The sequence below is a fragment of the Pseudidiomarina marina genome (assembly GCF_044807045.1).
Taxonomy (GTDB): Bacteria; Pseudomonadota; Gammaproteobacteria; order Enterobacterales; family Alteromonadaceae; genus Pseudidiomarina; species Pseudidiomarina marina.
Genome location: NZ_CP085233.1, coordinates 438,177 through 455,963, shown reverse-complemented (window position 1 = coordinate 455,963; position 17,787 = coordinate 438,177). Strand labels below are relative to the sequence as shown.

18 protein-coding genes are annotated in these 17,787 nt (G+C 45.7%); 4 read left to right on the top strand and 14 right to left on the bottom strand.

Annotation, left to right across the window (positions count from 1 at the left end):
- Nucleotides 1-10: 10 nt before the first annotated feature.
- From atpD to LG272_RS02160, 14 genes are all read right to left on the bottom strand, one after another.
- Nucleotides 11-1,396, bottom strand: a complete 1,386-nt coding sequence (gene atpD / locus LG272_RS02225) for a F0F1 ATP synthase subunit beta (RefSeq protein ID WP_404409352.1) — start codon at nt 1,394-1,396, stop codon at nt 11-13.
- Nucleotides 1,397-1,435: 39 nt separating this feature from the next.
- Nucleotides 1,436-2,302, bottom strand: coding sequence for a F0F1 ATP synthase subunit gamma (gene atpG / locus LG272_RS02220; RefSeq protein ID WP_126759864.1), 867 nt, complete (start codon nt 2,300-2,302; stop codon nt 1,436-1,438).
- Nucleotides 2,303-2,359: 57 nt separating this feature from the next.
- Nucleotides 2,360-3,901 carry a F0F1 ATP synthase subunit alpha gene (gene atpA, locus LG272_RS02215; RefSeq protein ID WP_126759863.1) on the bottom strand — a complete coding sequence of 514 codons (1,542 nt, stop codon included), beginning with the start codon at nt 3,899-3,901 and terminating at the stop codon, nt 2,360-2,362.
- 14 nt (nt 3,902-3,915) lie between these two features.
- The gene (atpH, locus tag LG272_RS02210) at nt 3,916-4,449 is read right to left on the bottom strand and encodes a F0F1 ATP synthase subunit delta (RefSeq protein ID WP_404409350.1); all 534 of its coding nucleotides are present in this window, start codon (nt 4,447-4,449) and stop codon (nt 3,916-3,918) included.
- Between the two features lie 18 nt (nt 4,450-4,467).
- A complete protein-coding gene (gene atpF, locus LG272_RS02205) occupies nt 4,468-4,938 on the bottom strand; it encodes a F0F1 ATP synthase subunit B (protein ID WP_092858139.1) in 471 nt (156 codons plus the stop codon).
- 47 nt (nt 4,939-4,985) lie between these two features.
- Entirely contained in the window at nt 4,986-5,219 is a 234-nt protein-coding gene (atpE, locus tag LG272_RS02200; protein ID WP_055439916.1) for a F0F1 ATP synthase subunit C, read from the bottom strand.
- 59 nt (nt 5,220-5,278) lie between these two features.
- On the bottom strand, nt 5,279-6,136 hold the full coding sequence (gene atpB, locus LG272_RS02195) for a F0F1 ATP synthase subunit A (protein ID WP_126759861.1): 858 nt from the start codon (nt 6,134-6,136) through the stop codon (nt 5,279-5,281).
- 16 nt (nt 6,137-6,152) lie between these two features.
- Nucleotides 6,153-6,548: an ATP synthase subunit I gene (locus LG272_RS02190; protein WP_404409347.1), complete on the bottom strand. Its 396-nt coding sequence runs from the start codon at nt 6,546-6,548 to the stop codon at nt 6,153-6,155.
- Between the two features lie 73 nt (nt 6,549-6,621).
- On the bottom strand, nt 6,622-7,524 hold the full coding sequence (locus LG272_RS02185; RefSeq protein WP_404409345.1) for a ParB/RepB/Spo0J family partition protein: 903 nt from the start codon (nt 7,522-7,524) through the stop codon (nt 6,622-6,624).
- 14 nt (nt 7,525-7,538) lie between these two features.
- Entirely contained in the window at nt 7,539-8,336 is a 798-nt protein-coding gene (locus LG272_RS02180) for a ParA family protein (RefSeq protein WP_126759858.1), read from the bottom strand.
- A gap of 4 nt (nt 8,337-8,340) precedes the next feature.
- Nucleotides 8,341-8,961 carry a 16S rRNA (guanine(527)-N(7))-methyltransferase RsmG gene (gene rsmG / locus LG272_RS02175; RefSeq protein WP_126759857.1) on the bottom strand — a complete coding sequence of 207 codons (621 nt, stop codon included), beginning with the start codon at nt 8,959-8,961 and terminating at the stop codon, nt 8,341-8,343.
- A 3-nt stretch (nt 8,962-8,964) separates the two neighbouring features.
- Entirely contained in the window at nt 8,965-10,866 is a 1,902-nt protein-coding gene (gene mnmG, locus LG272_RS02170) for a tRNA uridine-5-carboxymethylaminomethyl(34) synthesis enzyme MnmG (protein ID WP_404409342.1), read from the bottom strand.
- A gap of 362 nt (nt 10,867-11,228) precedes the next feature.
- Entirely contained in the window at nt 11,229-11,678 is a 450-nt protein-coding gene (locus tag LG272_RS02165; RefSeq protein WP_404409340.1) for a flavodoxin domain-containing protein, read from the bottom strand.
- Nucleotides 11,679-11,689: 11 nt separating this feature from the next.
- The gene (locus LG272_RS02160) at nt 11,690-13,093 is read right to left on the bottom strand and encodes a diguanylate cyclase domain-containing protein (RefSeq protein WP_404409338.1); all 1,404 of its coding nucleotides are present in this window, start codon (nt 13,091-13,093) and stop codon (nt 11,690-11,692) included.
- 200 nt (nt 13,094-13,293) lie between these two features.
- Between LG272_RS02160 and LG272_RS02155 the strand changes: the two genes are divergently transcribed.
- From LG272_RS02155 to LG272_RS02140, 4 genes are read left to right on the top strand one after another with little or no spacing between them, the layout of a single operon-like run.
- Nucleotides 13,294-15,735: a M1 family metallopeptidase gene (locus LG272_RS02155; RefSeq protein WP_126759853.1), complete on the top strand. Its 2,442-nt coding sequence runs from the start codon at nt 13,294-13,296 to the stop codon at nt 15,733-15,735.
- 6 nt (nt 15,736-15,741) lie between these two features.
- Nucleotides 15,742-16,239, top strand: coding sequence for a DUF6702 family protein (locus LG272_RS02150; RefSeq protein WP_126759852.1), 498 nt, complete (start codon nt 15,742-15,744; stop codon nt 16,237-16,239).
- A gap of 15 nt (nt 16,240-16,254) precedes the next feature.
- On the top strand, nt 16,255-16,716 hold the full coding sequence (locus LG272_RS02145) for a hypothetical protein (protein WP_126759851.1): 462 nt from the start codon (nt 16,255-16,257) through the stop codon (nt 16,714-16,716).
- Entirely contained in the window at nt 16,713-17,786 is a 1,074-nt protein-coding gene (locus tag LG272_RS02140) for a PQQ-dependent sugar dehydrogenase (protein ID WP_404409335.1), read from the top strand. Before LG272_RS02145 ends, LG272_RS02140 begins: the two co-directional genes overlap by 4 nt.
- Nucleotide 17,787 lies beyond the last annotated feature (1 nt).

Genomic DNA, 17,787 nt, shown 5'->3' with positions numbered 1-17,787 from the left:
TCCCGGTTTATTACATTTTCTTGGCTTTTTCGACCGCTTCTTCGATGCTACCAACCATATAGAACGCTTGTTCTGGAAGGTCGTCGTAGTCACCGTTTAAGATGCCTTTAAAGCCAGCGATGGTATCTTTCAACGATACATATTTACCTGGTGAGCCGGTGAAAACTTCAGCAACGAAGAACGGCTGTGACAGGAAACGCTGAATTTTACGCGCACGAGCTACGGTCATCTTGTCTTCTTCAGACAATTCGTCCATACCCAAGATTGCGATGATATCTTTCAGCTCTTTGTAACGCTGTAATACTGACTGAACGCCACGCGCTACGTCGTAGTGTTCTTTACCGATTACCAATGGGTCCAACTGACGTGACGTTGAATCCAACGGGTCAACCGCAGGGTAGATACCCAATGACGCGATGTCACGTGACAATACAACAGTCGCATCTAAGTGAGCGAACGTGGTTGCTGGTGACGGGTCGGTCAAGTCATCCGCAGGTACGTAAACGGCCTGGATTGACGTGATTGAACCAGTTTTGGTTGAAGTAATACGTTCTTGAAGTACACCCATCTCTTCTGCAAGAGTTGGCTGGTAACCTACCGCAGAAGGCATACGACCTAACAATGCTGATACTTCAGTACCGGCTAGGGTATAACGGTAGATGTTATCAACGAAGAACAGAACGTCACGACCTTCGTCACGGAACTTCTCTGCCATGGTCAAGCCGGTTAACGCAACGCGCAAACGGTTACCTGGAGGCTCGTTCATCTGACCGTAGACCAATGCTACTTTGTCGAGTACGTTTGAATCTTTCATTTCGTGATAGAAGTCATTACCCTCACGCGTACGCTCACCAACACCTGCGAATACTGAGTAGCCGCTGTGCTCGATAGCGATGTTACGGATAAGCTCCATCATGTTTACGGTTTTACCTACACCGGCACCACCGAACAGACCAACTTTACCACCCTTAGCGAACGGACAAATCAAGTCGATTACCTTGATACCGGTCTCTAACAGCTCAGTTGCACTTGACTGTTCTTCGTACGACGGTGCAGCACGGTGAATTGACATACGCTCGTCTTCACCGATTTCACCCGCTTCATCAATTGGCTCGCCCAATACGTTCATGATACGACCGAGGGTTTGTTTACCCACTGGTACCATGATTGGCTCGCCGGTGTTTTGAACGGTAATTCCACGACGCAGACCGTCAGTAGTACCAAGTGCGATACCACGCACGATACCACCGCCTAACTGCTGCTGAACTTCCAGGGTCAGACCCTTGAGGTCACCGTCGGTCACCTGCAGCGCGTCGTATACCTTTGGCACGTCTGTTTGTGGAAATTCGATATCCACAACCGCGCCAATAATTTGCACGACCTTACCTTGACTCATGACATTTCCTCTAACTCTAAAATTCTTGCAAGCTTCGCCTTAAACCGCTTCGGCGCCCGATACAATTTCCGAAATTTCCTGCGTGATCGCTGCTTGGCGTGCTTTGTTGTACACCAATTGCAGTTGATCGATGAGGTCTTCGGCGTTGTCGGTAGCGGCTTTCATTGCCACCATCCGCGCTGCCTGTTCACTAGCGATGTTGTCCACTACGCCCTGATACACTGTCGCTTCAACATAACGACGAATCAGTAATTCTAAAATTGGCTGTGGATTCGGCTCATACAAGTAGTCCCAGCTACCTGATTGAACTTCGTCACGAGACTCAGCTTTTGGCAACGGTAGCAATTGCGCTATCGTTGGTTCTTGCTTCATGGTGTTCACAAACTTGTTGTACACCACAAACAGGCGATCGATTTTGCCTTCATCAAAGGCATCTAACATTACCTGTACAGTCCCGAGCACATCATTCACGCTTGGCTTATCACCAAGACCTGATTTTTGCGCCAGTAAACGGCCTCCAAAGCGTTTAAAGAAACCCGTAGCCTTGTTACCTATGGCTGCGAAATCAACATCCACGCCGCTGTCTTTATATGCTTTTGCATGCTTAACCACCGCTTTAAATTCGTTGGTGTTTAAGCCGCCGCACAAACCGCGGTCAGTTGAAATCACAATGTAACCAACTCGTTTCACATCGCGCTCTTCTAAGTACGGATGCTTATATTCTAAGTTGGCATGGGCAACATGGCCGATCACCTTGCGAATGCTGTCCGCATACGGACGGCTTGAAGCCATACGTTCCTGCGCCTTTTTCATTTTAGACGCAGCAACCATCTCCATTGCACTGGTGATCTTCTGAGTATTATTAATACTCCCGATCTTGGTTTTTATCTCTTTACCGCCGGCCATGATATTCTCCTGTTAACTCAACGACTTGTGGCCACACATTGTGTAGCCACGCTCCGCTTACCAAGACTGCGTTTTCTTGAAGGCTTTCAAACCTTCGTGCAGCTTCGCTTCGATGTCGTCGTTATAGTTGCCAGTTTTATCAATATCAGCCATCAGTTCAGCGTGCTCGCTACGCATGTACGAAATTAACGCACCTTCGAAGTCGAGGATTTTGTCTTTCTCTACATCTTTCAGGTAACCCTTTTCTGCAGAGAAAATAGACACTGCCATTTCAGCCACGCTCATTGGCTTATATTGGTTTTGCTTCATCAGTTCAGTAACACGCTGACCGTGCTCAAGCTGTGAACGCGTTGCTTCGTCTAAGTCTGAAGCGAACTGCGCGAACGCTGCCAATTCACGATACTGTGCTAATGCCAAACGGATACCACCACCAAGTTTCTTAATGATCTTGGTCTGTGCTGCACCACCTACACGCGATACCGAGATACCAGCGTTAACAGCTGGACGGATACCGGCGTTGAACAAGTCAGTTTCTAAGAAGATCTGACCGTCGGTGATTGAAATCACGTTGGTTGGTACGAACGCTGATACGTCACCCGCTTGGGTTTCGATAATCGGTAGCGCTGTTAATGAACCCGTTTTACCTTTCACTTCACCGTTGGTGTACTTTTCAACGTAGTCAGCGTTTACACGCGCTGCACGCTCAAGTAGACGTGAGTGAAGATAGAAAACGTCACCTGGGTATGCTTCACGACCTGGCGGACGACGCAGCAACAATGAGATTTGACGATAAGCAACAGCTTGCTTCGACAAGTCATCGTATACGATCAATGCGTCTTCACCGCGGTCACGGAAGTATTCACCCATGGTACAACCTGAGTAGGCTGCCAAGTATTGCAACGCTGCTGATTCAGAAGCAGATGCTGCAACAACAATGGTGTTTTCCAATGCGCCGTGTTCTTCAAGCTTGCGTACCACGTTCGCGATGGTCGAGGCTTTCTGACCGATAGCAACGTAGACACACTTAATGCCTGAGTTTTTCTGGTTGATGATGGCATCGATAGCCAAAGCCGTTTTACCGGTTTGACGGTCACCGATGATCAACTCACGCTGACCACGACCGACTGGAATCATCGCATCGATAGATTTGTAACCAGTTTGTACTGGTTGATCAACCGATTGACGCTCGATTACACCTGGTGCGATTTTTTCAACTGGCTCGAAGCCGTCTGCTTCAATCGGACCTTTACCGTCAATTGGCTCACCTAAGGTGTTTACCACACGGCCTAATAAGGCACGACCAACCGGTACTTCTAAGATACGGCCAGTAGATTTAACTTTAACGCCTTCTTGCAAATCGGCATATGGACCCATAACAACGGCACCAACGGTGTCGCGCTCAAGGTTCAATGCGATAGCGTAACGATTGCCAGGAAGCTCAACCATCTCACCTTGCATACAGTCTGCAAGGCCGTGAATGCGAATAATACCGTCGGTTACAGATACGATGGTACCTTCGTTACGAGCTTCACTGACCACTTCGAACTGTTCAATTCGTTTTTTGATCAGCTCTGCGATTTCATTTGAATTCAGTTGCATGCTCAAGTCCCCAATTAGGATTGCAGTGCGTGTGCAAGTCGATCTAACTTGCCGCGCACCGTGCCGTCGATTACCGTGTCACCGGCTTTAATGTATAAGCCACTGACAATTGCTGCATCGACAGTGCAATTCAGCTTAACTTTGCGTGAAAAACGTTTTTCTAACGTTTTCGCTAGATTGTCCTGCTGTTTCTTCGTCAATTTCACCGCTGAAGTTACGTCTACAGCGATTTCTTTTTCGTAGTCGGCGCGCAGTTCAGCGAACAACGCAACCACAGCAGATAAAGCTTTCAAACGGCCATTTTCAGCCATAACGCGAACAAAATTCTGGGCTTTATCGTCCAGGTGCTCACCACATACGTTGATGAAAACTTCAACTTTCTTTTCTAGCGTTTCGGCGCTGCTCAAAAACATAGCCATGGTGGCATCATTTGCTACCGCAGCAGCAAAGGCCAACATTTCGTGCCATTTTTCGATAGCGCCGTTCTCTACTGCAAAATCAAAAGCTGCTTTTGCATAGGGGCGAGCAACCGTAGTCAATTCTGACATTTGCACAAACCCCTTTGGTTAGAGTTCAGCGACCAGTTTTTCAACGATGTCACTGTGAGCGTCTTTATCAATTTCACGCTCGATGATTTTGCTTGCACCAGCAACAGCTAATACAGCTACTTGCTTGCGCAATTCTTCGCGTAAGCGATTGCGTTCAGCTTCAACTTCAGCGTGACCAGCGGCGATAATTGCTTCGCGCTCAGTCTCACCACGTTGCTTGCCTTCTTCAACCGTTTGCTCAGCGCGTTTCTTCGCTTGAGCAATGATTTCAGCAGCTTGCGCTTTCGCTTCTTTCAGTTCGTCAGCAATTTTTGCCTGAGCAAGCTCTAAGTCTTTTTCGGCACGTTCGCCGGCTGCAAGACCATCAGCAATTTTCTTCTGACGAGCTTCAATCGCATTATTTAGCGGAGGCCATACGAACTTCATACAAAACAGTACGAAGACGATGAACGCGATTAATTCTCCGATCAGGGTCATGTTTATATTCATTAACCCCCCCTCCTATAAGTTCTATCGTTCGAAAGTTGAATGGCTTATTAAGCAGCGAACAATAAGAACATGGCGATACCAACACCGATCATAGCAACGGCGTCGATAAGACCAGCTAGGATGAACATTTTAACTTGCAAAGATGGCGCTAATTCTGGCTGACGTGCACACGCTTCCAAGAATTTACCACCCATGTTACCGAAGCCAAGACCAGTACCGATAGCACCGAAACCGATCAATAAAGCTACAGCGATGTATTTAAGACCTAATGCTAGTTCCATTGTTTTCTCCAATATTTCAAAGGTTAATGTTAAAAAGTAAAACTAAATAAAAACAAAAATTAATGGCTTTCTGAGCTGGCCATGCTTAAGTAAACAATGGTCAGCATCATGAATACGAACGCCTGCAGCACGATAACCAGAATGTGGAATACCGCCCATACAAAGTGCAGTGGCAATTGGAATAGACCAATGGCACCAATCAAGATGAAGATCATCTCACCGGCATACAAGTTACCAAATAGACGCAACGCCAATGAAAACGGCTTCGCAACCAATGCAATAAGCTCAAGCAATAAGTTAAATGGAATTAGCAGAGCTTGAACAACTGGGTTGCTTGCGCTAAATGGATGCAAGGTCAACTCTTTGATGAAGCCCATCACGCCTTTAATGCGGATTGAGTAGCCAATCATCAGCAAGAATACGCCGATAGCCAAGCCTGCTGTCATGTTCAAGTCAGTGGTTGGTACAATCTTCATGTAGACATCATGTGAGTCCATACCGAAGAATGTCGCGCCAACCCAGCCTGCAAATGCAGGTAAGAAATCAACAGGGATCAAATCCATCAGGTTCATTAAGAAAACCCAGACGAAAATGGTTAAAGCGAGTGGAGCAATGAGTTTGCTCTTACCATGGAAGGTGTCGCGCACGTTGGTGGCGACAAGTTCAATGATCATTTCGATAAAGCACTGCATTTTACCCGGTACGCCGGTATGTGCTTTTTTCGCCGCTGAGCGGAAGATCATTAAGAACAGGATGCCAAGTCCGATCGACCAAGCGAGTGTGTCAATGTGCCATGTCCAGAACCCTGCATCACTACACGCTTTGTTGAACTCAATTCCGGCATCGGTTGAGCACATTTTGGCGTTAGTTAAGTGGTGCTGGATATGACTCTGGAGCGTTAACTCTTCTGCAGCCATGTTGTTTCCCACAATTTTAAGTTGATTTTAAAAATAAAATTGGTGCTAGCCATTGCACTATAAGCGCCGCGATGTAACCGCTCAAAACCGCACTAAACGGGAGCGTGGTAAACACCAGCAGGCCTATGAGCAAGACCACAGCGAAGCTAATTTTCAAAGCTTCGCCAGCAAAAAAGTTACTGACGATTTGTTTCGCCGCACGGGCGCCGCCTTGTGAAAAAGCGCGCCACGCAAACAGTGCTGTTGGAATAATCACGGCTAATCCGCCGCCAACAACACCCCAAAAATATGTATATCCAGCAATCGGTTGTACGAGGGAAAACACACAGGCCAGCAAAAATATAGTGCCGACTTGGGCGCGAATTAACTTCGCTGCGAGCTGTTTTCCGGTTGCTGTCAGAGTCTGTATCACGGGCTAAAAACCTCGGTTAAAAGCCCGCGATAGTATAAAGATTTGGCGTTGAATTGCAAACAAATTGGGATGGTTAACTATCGTGTTCTACCTGAAAGTGGGTGAGTATGCCATCTAGTTCATCTAAGCTGCTGTAATTAATGACAACTTTACCTTTTCCTTTGCGTCCATGATTGATCGCAACATTGGCACCAAGCCGTTCGCTGAGACGTTGTTCTAAGCGTTGAATATCTGCGTCAGGCTGTGCTTTTGCTGGCTTTTCCTTTGCCGGCTCTAAGGCTTGACGGACAACTTTTTCAGCTTCTCGAACCGTCATACCTTTGGCGGCAATCAAACGCGCAATTTCTGCCTGTGGTTCGCCCTCTAATGCGAGCAATAATTTGGCGTGACCTAATTCAATATCACCGCGTTCTAACAAGGTTTTCGTTTCTTGCTGTAAGTTATTTAAGCGCAGCAAGTTCGTGACAGTTGCACGCGATTTACCAACCGCATCTGCTACTTCTTGATGGGTTAATTGGAATTCAGTTAATAAGCGTTGCAACGCGGTCGCTTCTTCCATCGCATTAAGATCTTCACGCTGGATATTCTCTATTAATGCAATGGCAACGGCCGCTTCATCTGGCACTGCTTTAATTAAGCAAGGTACTTCTTGTAAACGTGCCATCTGAGCTGCGCGCCAACGTCGCTCACCGGCTATAATTTCATACTTTTCGTGAGCAACTTCACGCACCACAATGGGTTGAATAATACCTTGGGCTTTAATTGAGGCAGCAAGATCTTCTAACGCCTCAGGTGTCATGTCTTTGCGAGGTTGGTATTTACCTGGTTGCAACCACTCAATAGGTAACTTTTGTAATTCACCTTTGCTGTAATCAACTTCCGGTGCACCGTCATGTTGCTCTTTATCGCGAGCGGTTTTGCTGGTGGTTAATAACGCGTCGAGACCGCGTCCAAGTCCTCGTTTTTTTGCAGACATAAAGCGTTTTTTCCTTAAGCTTCAGCCGCTGCTTCGGCCTTTTTTTGTTGTTCAGCACGGCGTATCAATTCACCAGCAAGCGCCAAATAAGCTTTTGCACCCGCCGATGATTTATCGTAATACATTGCAGGCGAGCCAAAACTTGGGGCTTCTGCTAAACGTACGTTTCGTGGAATGACCGTGCGATAGACTTTTTCGCCAAAGTGATTTTTTAACTGCTCAGATACATCGTTGGCAAGTCTGTTGCGCGGATCATACATAGTACGCAGAATTCCCTCGATTGTTAAGCGCGGGTTTACGGCCTCAGAAAGACGCTCAATCGTATCCATTAAAGCGGTAAGCCCCTCGAGTGCAAAGTACTCACACTGCATAGGCACCAGAACCGAATCAGCTGCCGCCATTGCGTTCACTGTTAGCATGCTCAGTGAAGGTGGGCAATCGATAAAAATAAAATCGTATTGGTCAACAACCGGCTTAAGTGCTGTTGCTAAGCGTTGTTCACGAGCGAACTCTTCCATTAATTTGATATCGGCAGCGGTGGTATCACCATTGGCAGCAATTAAGTGATATTTCCCGTTGGTTTCTCGAATAATGACATCTTGCGCTGGCTTCTGCTCAACCAAAAGTTCGTAGGCGGTATTTTCAACGTCATATTTATCAACACCGCTCCCCATGGTTGCGTTGCCTTGCGGATCGAGATCAATGAGTAAAACTTTTCGACGTGTTGCCGCCATGGATGCAGCTAAATTCACCGCCGTGGTGGTTTTGCCCACGCCGCCTTTTTGGTTGGCAATCGCAATAATTCTGCCCACAGGACTAACCTCTCGTTGTTATTATAACCAAATGGCGTTCGCCTTCGGCGTCGGGAACCTGTAATCGAATAATATCTTCAACATTAAATTGCGGCGGTAATTGCTCTAATTCGGCCGCTGGGTAGACGCCTTTTAAGGCATAAAACTTACCATGTTCGTTTGGCAAGTGTTCACACCAACTCAGCATATCATCAAGCGAGGCAAACGCTCTACTTATCACACCATCAAATTTTAGGTCAGGTTGATAGTCTTCTACACGACTTTGCACAGCCGTTACATTCTTAAGATCTAATTCGTGACATACCTGACGAATAAATCGAATACGTTTACCCAAACTATCGAGCAAGACAAACTCTTTATCAGGCGCGGTAATCGCCAATGGCAAACCCGGAAGACCAGGCCCCGTGCCAACATCAATAAACCGCTGACCTTGTAAGTGCGGTAATACTACTAAGCTATCCATGATGTGACGGCTGAGCATTTGTTGCGGGTCACGCACCGACGTTAAGTTATAAGCTTTATTCCATTTATGCAGCAACTCAACCAACTTTACCAGTTGTTGTTGCTGCAATTCTGTAATATCTAACGTTGTTTGAGCGAGTAATTGTTTTAATTGTGACAGCATGAGTTAAGCGCTTTTACGCAACAGTCCTTGTTTTTTTAAGTGTACCAACAACATCGAAATAGCTGCCGGGGTAATACCTGAAATTCGCGATGCTTTGCCCACTGTTTCAGGTTGATGTTGATTTAGCTTCGCAACCACTTCATTGGACAATCCTTTGATAGTCGCGTAATCAAAATTATGCGGCAACTGTGTATTTTCATGACGTTGCTGCTTCGCTATTTCATCTTGCTGACGCGCAATATAGCCCGCGTACTTGGTTTGAATTTCAACTTGCTCGGCCGCTTTTTCATCAGTTAAGCCTGGTCCTATACTCTCAATTTTCATTAAGTCGGCATAGGTAATTTCTGGTCGACGCAGGAGTTCTTCACCATTCACTTCACGGGTAATTGGTGTTTTTACTAACGCATTGACTTGTGCCACAGCTGGATGATCTTTGTGGATCCAAGTGGTTCGCAAACGTTGCTGTTCTTGTTCGATGGCTTCCATCTTAGCGTTGAATGTAGCCCATCGTGTATCGTCAACTAAACCAAGCTGACGACCGGTTTCCGTTAGCCGCATATCGGCATTGTCTTCACGCAATAACAAACGATATTCAGCGCGTGAAGTGAACATACGATAAGGCTCTTGTGTGCCTAACGTACTTAGATCATCGATCAATACGCCCATGTATGATTGGTCGCGCCGCGGTGCCCAACCCTCTTTATCCTGTACTTGCAGTGCGGCATTTGCACCTGCCACAAGGCCTTGAGCACCCGCTTCTTCATAACCGGTTGTGCCATTAATTTGGCCGGCGAAAAATAAACCATGAATATGCTTGGTTTCGAGTGTTTGCTTCAAATCCCGCGGGTCAAAATAGTCATACTCAATGGCATAACCAGGGCGCGTAATGTGAGCATTTTCAAAACCTTTTATTGAACGCACAAGAGCCACTTGCACATCAAATGGCAGACTAGTTGAAATACCATTTGGATAAAGTTCATTGGTATTTAAACCTTCAGGTTCAACGAAAATTTGGTGGGCATCTTTATCGCTAAAGCGCATTACTTTGTCTTCAATTGATGGACAATAGCGAGGCCCTACGCCTTCAATAACACCTGAATACATTGGTGAACGATCTAAACCGCCATGAATAATTTCATGTGTGCGCAAATTGGTGTGTGTGATGTAACACGAAATTTGCTGCGGATGATCAGCTTGTGATCCCATAAATGAAAATATTGGTGTTGGGGTATCACCGGGTTGTTCTTGCATGACACTGAAATCAACAGTTTTAGCATCGATACGCGGTGGTGTGCCGGTTTTTAAACGATCCACTCGTAACGGTAATTCTCGTAACCGCTTCGCCAAGTTGTTGGCAGGAGGATCGCCAGCACGACCACCTTGATAATTGTTCAAACCAATATGAATTTGACCACCAAGGAAGGTTCCAACAGTTAATACGACGGTTTTTGCAGAGAATTTCAATCCCATTTGGGTAACAACACCAACCACGCGATCGTTTTCGACGATCAGATCATCACAAGCTTGCTGAAACAAACTCAAGTTGGGTTGGTTTTCTAACATATGCCGAATGGCCGCTTTGTATAACGCACGATCGGCTTGAGCTCGTGTGGCACGAACGGCAGGACCTTTTGAGGAATTTAATGTACGAAATTGAATACCAGCGAGATCCGCTGCATGTGCCATTGCACCGCCAAGTGCATCAATCTCTTTAACCAAATGCCCTTTACCAATACCACCAATAGCTGGGTTACACGACATTTGACCCAGTGTGTCAATGTTGTGTGTCAGTAACAGCGTATTACAGCCCATACGAGCTGCGGCAAGCGCTGCTTCTGTGCCTGCATGTCCACCACCAATGACGATTACGTCATAATGCTGATGGTAAGAAGAGGTGTTTGGCATACTTTGCGATCCTAGAATTAACTCTGCGTGAATGTAGAACGTAGCCGGTTATTTTAACCTGATTTAGTCAAGATCAAAACGGTTAAATTTTAGTCCCGAATTGGTAAAGGATCTAATTAATAAATTAAGATCTTTTTTTTTGATCTTTTATTTCTATTCTTATTAGTGTTGAGATTTTTGTGGATAACCATCGCAACGCTATATGAGGCAAGGATCAGAACGATCGGTAAAGATGTGATCAGATCATGATCCTTTCGGTGTTCAAACGGTGGATAACCTAGTGAGTTATACACAGATGAAGTTATTCACAGAATTATTAAGTGGATATAAACAGACTTTAACCGATCTTATACAACGACTATTCACAGTAATTGGATAAAAGAATGCAGCCATGTTGATGATTTTTCGTCCGGATCGTCTTGTGACATATCAATTTCTAGGTGTGTGATCAGTCGCTTTGCACCTAAAATTGCTAGCATGGCGTCACAATCACGACCTGCGGCGCAGAATGTATCGTAGCAGCTATCACCAACAGCAATAACACCGTAACGAAGGCCGGAAAGCTGGGGCTTATGAGTGTGCAGTTCCTCTGCAAAATCAAGCATGGAATCAGCGTATTCACCGGCACCATGGCTTGCCACACAGCAAAGCCAGACCGACTGTTCAGTCAGGCTTTCCATTAGATCAGAGTAGTCTGGTTCGTAATGAAGGGTGGTGCTGTAGCCGGCTTCTTGAAGTTGAGTTGATAGTTGATCAGCAAGATATTCGGTATTGCCAGAAGTGGTTGCAACAAGGATGTCGATAGTTTGCATAGTTGGCTCTCTTAACTGATGGCCACGACTTTATTGCGACCCTCCAGTTTTGCTTGTTGTAAAGCGCGAGTTGCGCGCTCAACGGTTTTATCAATACTTTCACCAAATTGTACTTGGGCAACACCAAAGCTGCCACGTATTGGTAAAATTAAATCGTCGATATGGAGTACTGGGAGCTTATGGCGAAGCTCGTTTGCGCGTTTTGTTGCCTCTTCAATATCTAAATTAGGGAGGAACACCACAAAGGTATCTTGCTCACAGCGGCATAAAAGTTCACTGTCGCGAAGTTCATTTTTGATAATTTGCGCCGATTGTCGAAGTACTTCATCGCCGGTTGTTTGACCGTATTCGTCATTTATTTTTTTGAAGTTATCCAGATTGTACAACGCAATGCAATGATTCTGATTGGGTCGAGAAGATTTCACGACTTGGGTGACCAACGATTTAAATAGCCATTTGGTCGGTAAATCGGTTAGTAAGTCGAGCATACTTAGCTCGGCCAATTGATTGTTGCGTTGCATAAGAGCCGGAATAGATACAGCAAAGTACGAAATGGCTGCGGTGATATATAGGGCAAATTGGTATGTTATTGATTGATCGGTAACATCGAATACACCGACACCAAAGGCCATAAAAACTGTGATAGTGACCAAACTGGCTGTTGCATAAGAAGTTCGTTCAGTTAATACAATCCAAAGTTGTGGAATACTGACAAAAAATACGAAATAGGCGACACCAGGATGCGTTATTTTACTGTCGAGAATGAGAATTCCGATAACTGCAGAAACAGCGACAATCAGTTTTAATAAAAAGGGTTTTAAATCAGCGCGAAGCCTACGGTCGTGGGCATAGAATTCATCGAGCCATGGCAGCCGTTTACGAGAAAATCTTGGCAGAATGAGGCACATTAATGGCGCGATAACCATCACCCCAACCAAGTCGCCGAGCCACCAAGCAAACCAACCTTCTTCCAAAATACCATTGTTCGTTTCTGTCGTGAATTCCCACACCATCAAACCAGATAATGCAGCAAGTAACGCGGCAAGTGCATAAATAACGAGTAATCCGATAATACGTTGTGGCAATCCATGTTGAGCAAAGTGGCTTAGCCAGTGTCGTGCTAATAATCCACCGAGGCCATAAGGGACAGTATGAGCAAGAGCGAAGAGCGTCGCCGATGCAAGATGCGCAGGGTCAAAGCCTTGCTCAAATTGTTCTGCGAATCGAAAAGACACGAAAAATACGGCAAGAAATATAGGGATGAAAGCGCGTTTACCGAAGATTAAGAATCCGGCAATGGAAACTCCCGCAGGCATGTACCAGAGGCTGATAAATTCCGCGAAAGCCATAATGTTTGCTGCATAAAATGTGCCTATCCAAAAAAGGAACAGGAGCACATAGGCGCTCGTTTTCACGAAATTTTTCCTCGAGTTTGTTTTTAAGATTCAAAAACACGAAAGATGGATTGATTGTTGCACTATTTTTAATGGCATGACAAGGCTTGAAAAACCAAAGAAAGCGACAAACAACAGGATTTTACCTGTCAATGCAATGGAGCTAGTACCGTGAAGTTGTTAAAGTAACGTCGTGCGCGCCTACATATAGAGAATAACTAATGAAAAAATCATTTATTTTGATTGCGACGGGATTTGTCGCATCTATGTCGTTAAACCTAGCCGAAGCCTCGGCTGTGTCGCAAACCAAAGGGTCTTTCGTTGATAAATTTCGTCAGCTTGATGAAGTGTTACCAACCCCAAACGTCTACCGTAACGCAGCGGGTGAGCCAGGTGAAAAATATTGGCAACAGCAAGCAGACTACAACATTAAAGTGCGTTTGGATGAAGATAAGCGCCGTATCGACGCACAACAAACCATTCAATATCACAATAACTCGCCGTATACCCTTAAATATATCTGGGTTCATTTAGATCAGAATATTTTTCGTTCGGACTCGATGGCTGAGCGCACCGCTACGTTTAATAGCAAGCCAGATGTCAGCTTGGGAGGTGTTGATAAACCAGCACGTATTTCGCTGAATCAGCTACGCCGCCAACAATTTATGGCCGACAACGAGCTTGGCTTTAACATTAAGCGAGTTGCGAATGGAAATAATGATCTCGACTTTGTGATTGTTGGTACCAACATGCGTGTTGATTTGCCGACCCCACTCAAACCAGGGCAAAAAACCGAGTTAGGAATTGATTTTGGCTTTAACATTGTTGAAGAAGATGCGGTTGGTGCACGCTCAGGCTATGAGCATTTTCCAGATGATGCCCGTGAAGGCGGTAATGATATTTTCTTAATGGCGCAATGGTTCCCGCGCGTTGTTGCTTTTACGGACTATGAAGCGTGGACCAATAAAGAGTTTTTAGGTAGCGGTGAATTCACCTTAGAATTCGGCGATTACAGCGTTGAAATTGATGTACCAGCTGATCATATCGTGTCTTCAACAGGCGTATTGAAAAATGAACGCGCGGTATTAACCCCAACGCAACGTAAACGCCTTGAAGAAGCTAAAGATGCCGATAAGCCAGTATTCGTAGTAACGCCAGAAGAAGCGCTTGAGAACGAGAAAGAAGGTACAGATAAACGGAAAGTCTGGAAGTTTGAGGCTGAAAACGTACGTGATTTTGCTTGGGCATCGTCGCGTAAATTTATTTGGGATGCTCAAGGTTATCAGCAAGGTGGCGATGTGCAGCCACTCGTTATGGCCATGTCATTTTACCCGAAAGAAGGTGGTGAGCTGTGGGAGAAATACTCAACAGCATCCGTGATTCACACCATGGAAGTTTACTCGCGTTTCTCGTTTGATTACCCGTACCCAACGTCACAGTCAGTCAATGGCCCAGTGGGCGGTATGGAATATCCAATGATCACGTTTAACGGCCCGCGTACTGTTTTACAGGACGATGGAAGCCGCACGTACAGCTTGTCTGAAAAACGTTTCTTAATTGGCGTGGTTATTCACGAAATTGGGCATATTTATTTCCCAATGATTGTGAACTCAGATGAACGTCAGTGGACCTGGATGGATGAAGGCTTAAATAGCTTCCTAGATGGTGTTGCTGGACGTGAATGGGATCCGACAATTCCTTGGGGCGTAGAACCGCGTTCAATAGTGGACTACATGAAATCGACCAACCAAGTACCGATTATGACGCAATCTGATAGCGTTTTAAATTTGGGGCCAAATGCGTATACCAAGCCGGCGGCAGCGTTAAACATTTTGCGCGAAGTTATCTTGGGTCGTGAATTATTCGATTTCGCTTTCAAAGAATACGCGCAGCGCTGGGCATTTAAACGTCCAACGCCATCAGACTTTTTCCGTACTATGGAAGAAGCGTCTGGTGTTGATCTCGATTGGTTCTGGCGTGGCTGGTTCTACTCGACTGATCACGTCGATATCAGTTTAGATCGTGTCTATCAGTTACAACTTGATACTGAAAACCCAGACATTGATTGGGAACGTCGTCGCCAAGAGGAAGCCAACAAGCCAACCTCATTGTTTGTGCAGCGCAACGAAGCGGAAGGTCGCAAAACTTGGGTTGAAAAGAACCCAAATATCCGCGATTTTCATGATGAAAACGATCGTTTTACCGTTACTAACAAGCAACGTAATGCGTATCAAAGCTTCCTCGAAAAATTAGAGCCATGGGAGCGCCGTGTATTTGATCGCGCCATTGCCGAAGATAAAAACTACTATGTTTTAGACTTTAATAACGTCGGCGGCTTGGTTATGCCTATTTTGTTGCAAATGACCTATGCTGATGGCAGCAAAGAGGATATGTATATTCCGGCTGAAATTTGGCGCCGTAATGCGAAATCGGTCAGTAAGCTAATTGTGACTGAGAAAGAAGTGACTGAATTTGCTGTCGATCCAAATTGGGAAACGGCGGATGTCGATATTGAAAATAACTATTATCCTCGCCGCATTATGAAGTCTCGCATTGAAGCTTATAAATGGCAGCGTACGACAGACCACGTCTCGCGTGACATCATGCAAGATGCGAAAACAAAGCTAAAGTCAGAAGACGATAAGTCGGAAGATAAGGAGTAATCAACAATGCGTCAGTTGTTTTTAGCATTGTTGAGTGTGATTGCAATAGGGTTGATGAGCGCGACCAGCGCTCATCAACTGCACACTGCAAGTACAACGGTTTTATTTAATGAGCGCACCGGCCATATCGAGGTGTTGCATCGATTTTTTTTGCACGATGCTGAACATGCTGTAAAACAATTATTTGATAAGAAAGCCGATATCCATCAACTCAAGCGCACACAAGCGCAATTCAGCGCTTATGTAATTGAGCGCTTTGGGCTTCAAACTTTAACAGGCGACACGCTTGAATTAAGCGAAGTTGGTTATGAAATTGATGGAAATAACTTTTGGATTTATCAAGAAACACCTATTGTAGACGGTCTAGACGGCTTACGGATTCGCCACAAAGCGTTGCATGATATTTGGCCAAATCAGCAAAATTTGGTTAATGTTGAAGGTCTTGGACCCATTCAAAGCGTGACATTCCAGCAAAAAGACGAGTGGCTGGAAGTTCGCTTCTAAGTCAGGAGGCATGCCATGGTGCGCATGTTTATCGCTTTTCTATGTGCTGTAGTTGGTGCTGCTTTGGTCGGCACCGTCATTCAAACCCAGTTTAATCTTGCCGAGCTAACCGCGCTGTCGGTCGATATTGAAATGTCGACCCGAATGGAGACGATTCTTCATGATCTACTTCATTTTGGACCCGTCATTGCGCTTATCTTAACGCCAACTTTATTGATTGCGTTTATTGTTGCGCGTGGACTCAGTCATTTCTTGCCTAAATTTGAACGTATTTGGTTTATTGTTGGTGGCGGTGTTGGCCTTGCTTGTGCTTTCATTGTCGTCGATAGTCTGGCGCCAATGCCGACGTTAATAGCAGCCAATCGGACATTACTCGGATTCTTGTTGATGAGTGCAACCGGTGCTTTTGCGGGTTGGATTTTCGATAGATTATGGCATCCACAACCACGTGAACTTGCCGAGGAGTTGCCGCGATGAAACGACTCATGATGGGTTTAGTTTTACTGATTGCGACAAGCGCAGTAACGCAAGCAGCCACGCTACGCACGGAAATTTTGGCTGAAAAATTAAACTTTCCCTGGTCTGTTGCCGAATTACCTGAAGGCGGATTTTTGGTGACCGAACGTTCGGGTCAGCTTGTATTTATCAGTGAATCTGGTAACAAGCGTGCAGTAGAACTCGATCTGCCTGATCTCTATGTTGCAGCGCAAGCCGGATTGTTTGAAGTGTTGTTAGCGCCAGATTTTATGACGACTCGAGAACTAGTGCTGAGCTATTCGTGTGGTACTGAGCGTGCCAATAATACCTGCGTGGTGCGTGGAATATTGAGTCCTCAACCGCCGTACAGTCTTCTAAATACGCAAAATATCTTTACGGCGCTACCTAAAAAGGAAGGTGCTGCGCACTATGGCGCTCGAATGACTCGGCTGCCTGACGCAACCTTATTAATAGCGTTAGGCGATGGTTTTGTGTATCGCGAGCAGGCGCAAAAGTTAGATAATCACCTCGGTAAAATTGTTCGCGTCACCCGCAATGGTGAAGCGCCTGACGACAACCCATTCAACCACTCTCAGGCCCCAGAAATATTTAGCTATGGGCATCGCAATGTGCAGGGGCTGATTTACGATGCCGCGCGCGATGCCATTTGGCAGCATGAACACGGGCCTAAAGGCGGTGACGAGTTAAATAAAATTGTAAAGGGCGGGAATTATGGCTGGCCGATTGCTACGTTTGGTATTGATTATACCGGTGCAAAGGTTTCGCCGTTTCGTGAATTGCCGGGTGTTAAACCGCCACTGTATCTATGGACACCATCACTGGCGCCAGCAGGACTCGCATTGTACAAAGGTGATTTGTTGGTGACGCATTTAGCCGGAAAGCGGCTGCAGAGATTACGTCTTGTCGATGATCAGTGGCAGTTGGAAGGCGAATACCTACAAGATATTAATGCGCGCTTGCGGGCGGTTTATGTGGCACCTTCGGGACGAATTTTAGTACTTACCGACAGCGCTGAAGGACAACTACTAGAAGTTTTTTTTGAAGATTAAG

Excerpts from the sequence above, each read along its gene's own strand:
- LG272_RS02150 (WP_126759852.1), top strand. The coding sequence starts at position 15,742 with ATGCGTCAGTTGTTTTTAGCATTGTTGAGTGTGATTGCAATAGGGTTG.
- atpG (WP_126759864.1), bottom strand. The coding sequence starts at position 2,302 with ATGGCCGGCGGTAAAGAGATAAAAACCAAGATCGGGAGTATTAATAAT.
- LG272_RS02140 (WP_404409335.1), top strand. The coding sequence starts at position 16,713 with ATGAAACGACTCATGATGGGTTTAGTTTTACTGATTGCGACAAGCGCA.
- atpE (WP_055439916.1), bottom strand. The coding sequence starts at position 5,219 with ATGGAACTAGCATTAGGTCTTAAATACATCGCTGTAGCTTTATTGATC.
- atpH (WP_404409350.1), bottom strand. The coding sequence starts at position 4,449 with ATGTCAGAATTGACTACGGTTGCTCGCCCCTATGCAAAAGCAGCTTTT.
- LG272_RS02165 (WP_404409340.1), bottom strand. The coding sequence starts at position 11,678 with ATGCAAACTATCGACATCCTTGTTGCAACCACTTCTGGCAATACCGAA.
- mnmG (WP_404409342.1), bottom strand. The coding sequence starts at position 10,866 with ATGCCAAACACCTCTTCTTACCATCAGCATTATGACGTAATCGTCATT.
- atpF (WP_092858139.1), bottom strand. The coding sequence starts at position 4,938 with ATGAATATAAACATGACCCTGATCGGAGAATTAATCGCGTTCATCGTC.
- LG272_RS02155 (WP_126759853.1), top strand. The coding sequence starts at position 13,294 with ATGAAAAAATCATTTATTTTGATTGCGACGGGATTTGTCGCATCTATG.
- atpA (WP_126759863.1), bottom strand. The coding sequence starts at position 3,901 with ATGCAACTGAATTCAAATGAAATCGCAGAGCTGATCAAAAAACGAATT.
- LG272_RS02145 (WP_126759851.1), top strand. The coding sequence starts at position 16,255 with ATGGTGCGCATGTTTATCGCTTTTCTATGTGCTGTAGTTGGTGCTGCT.
- atpD (WP_404409352.1), bottom strand. The coding sequence starts at position 1,396 with ATGAGTCAAGGTAAGGTCGTGCAAATTATTGGCGCGGTTGTGGATATC.
- atpB (WP_126759861.1), bottom strand. The coding sequence starts at position 6,136 with ATGGCTGCAGAAGAGTTAACGCTCCAGAGTCATATCCAGCACCACTTA.
- rsmG (WP_126759857.1), bottom strand. The coding sequence starts at position 8,961 with ATGCTGTCACAATTAAAACAATTACTCGCTCAAACAACGTTAGATATT.
- LG272_RS02185 (WP_404409345.1), bottom strand. The coding sequence starts at position 7,524 with ATGTCTGCAAAAAAACGAGGACTTGGACGCGGTCTCGACGCGTTATTA.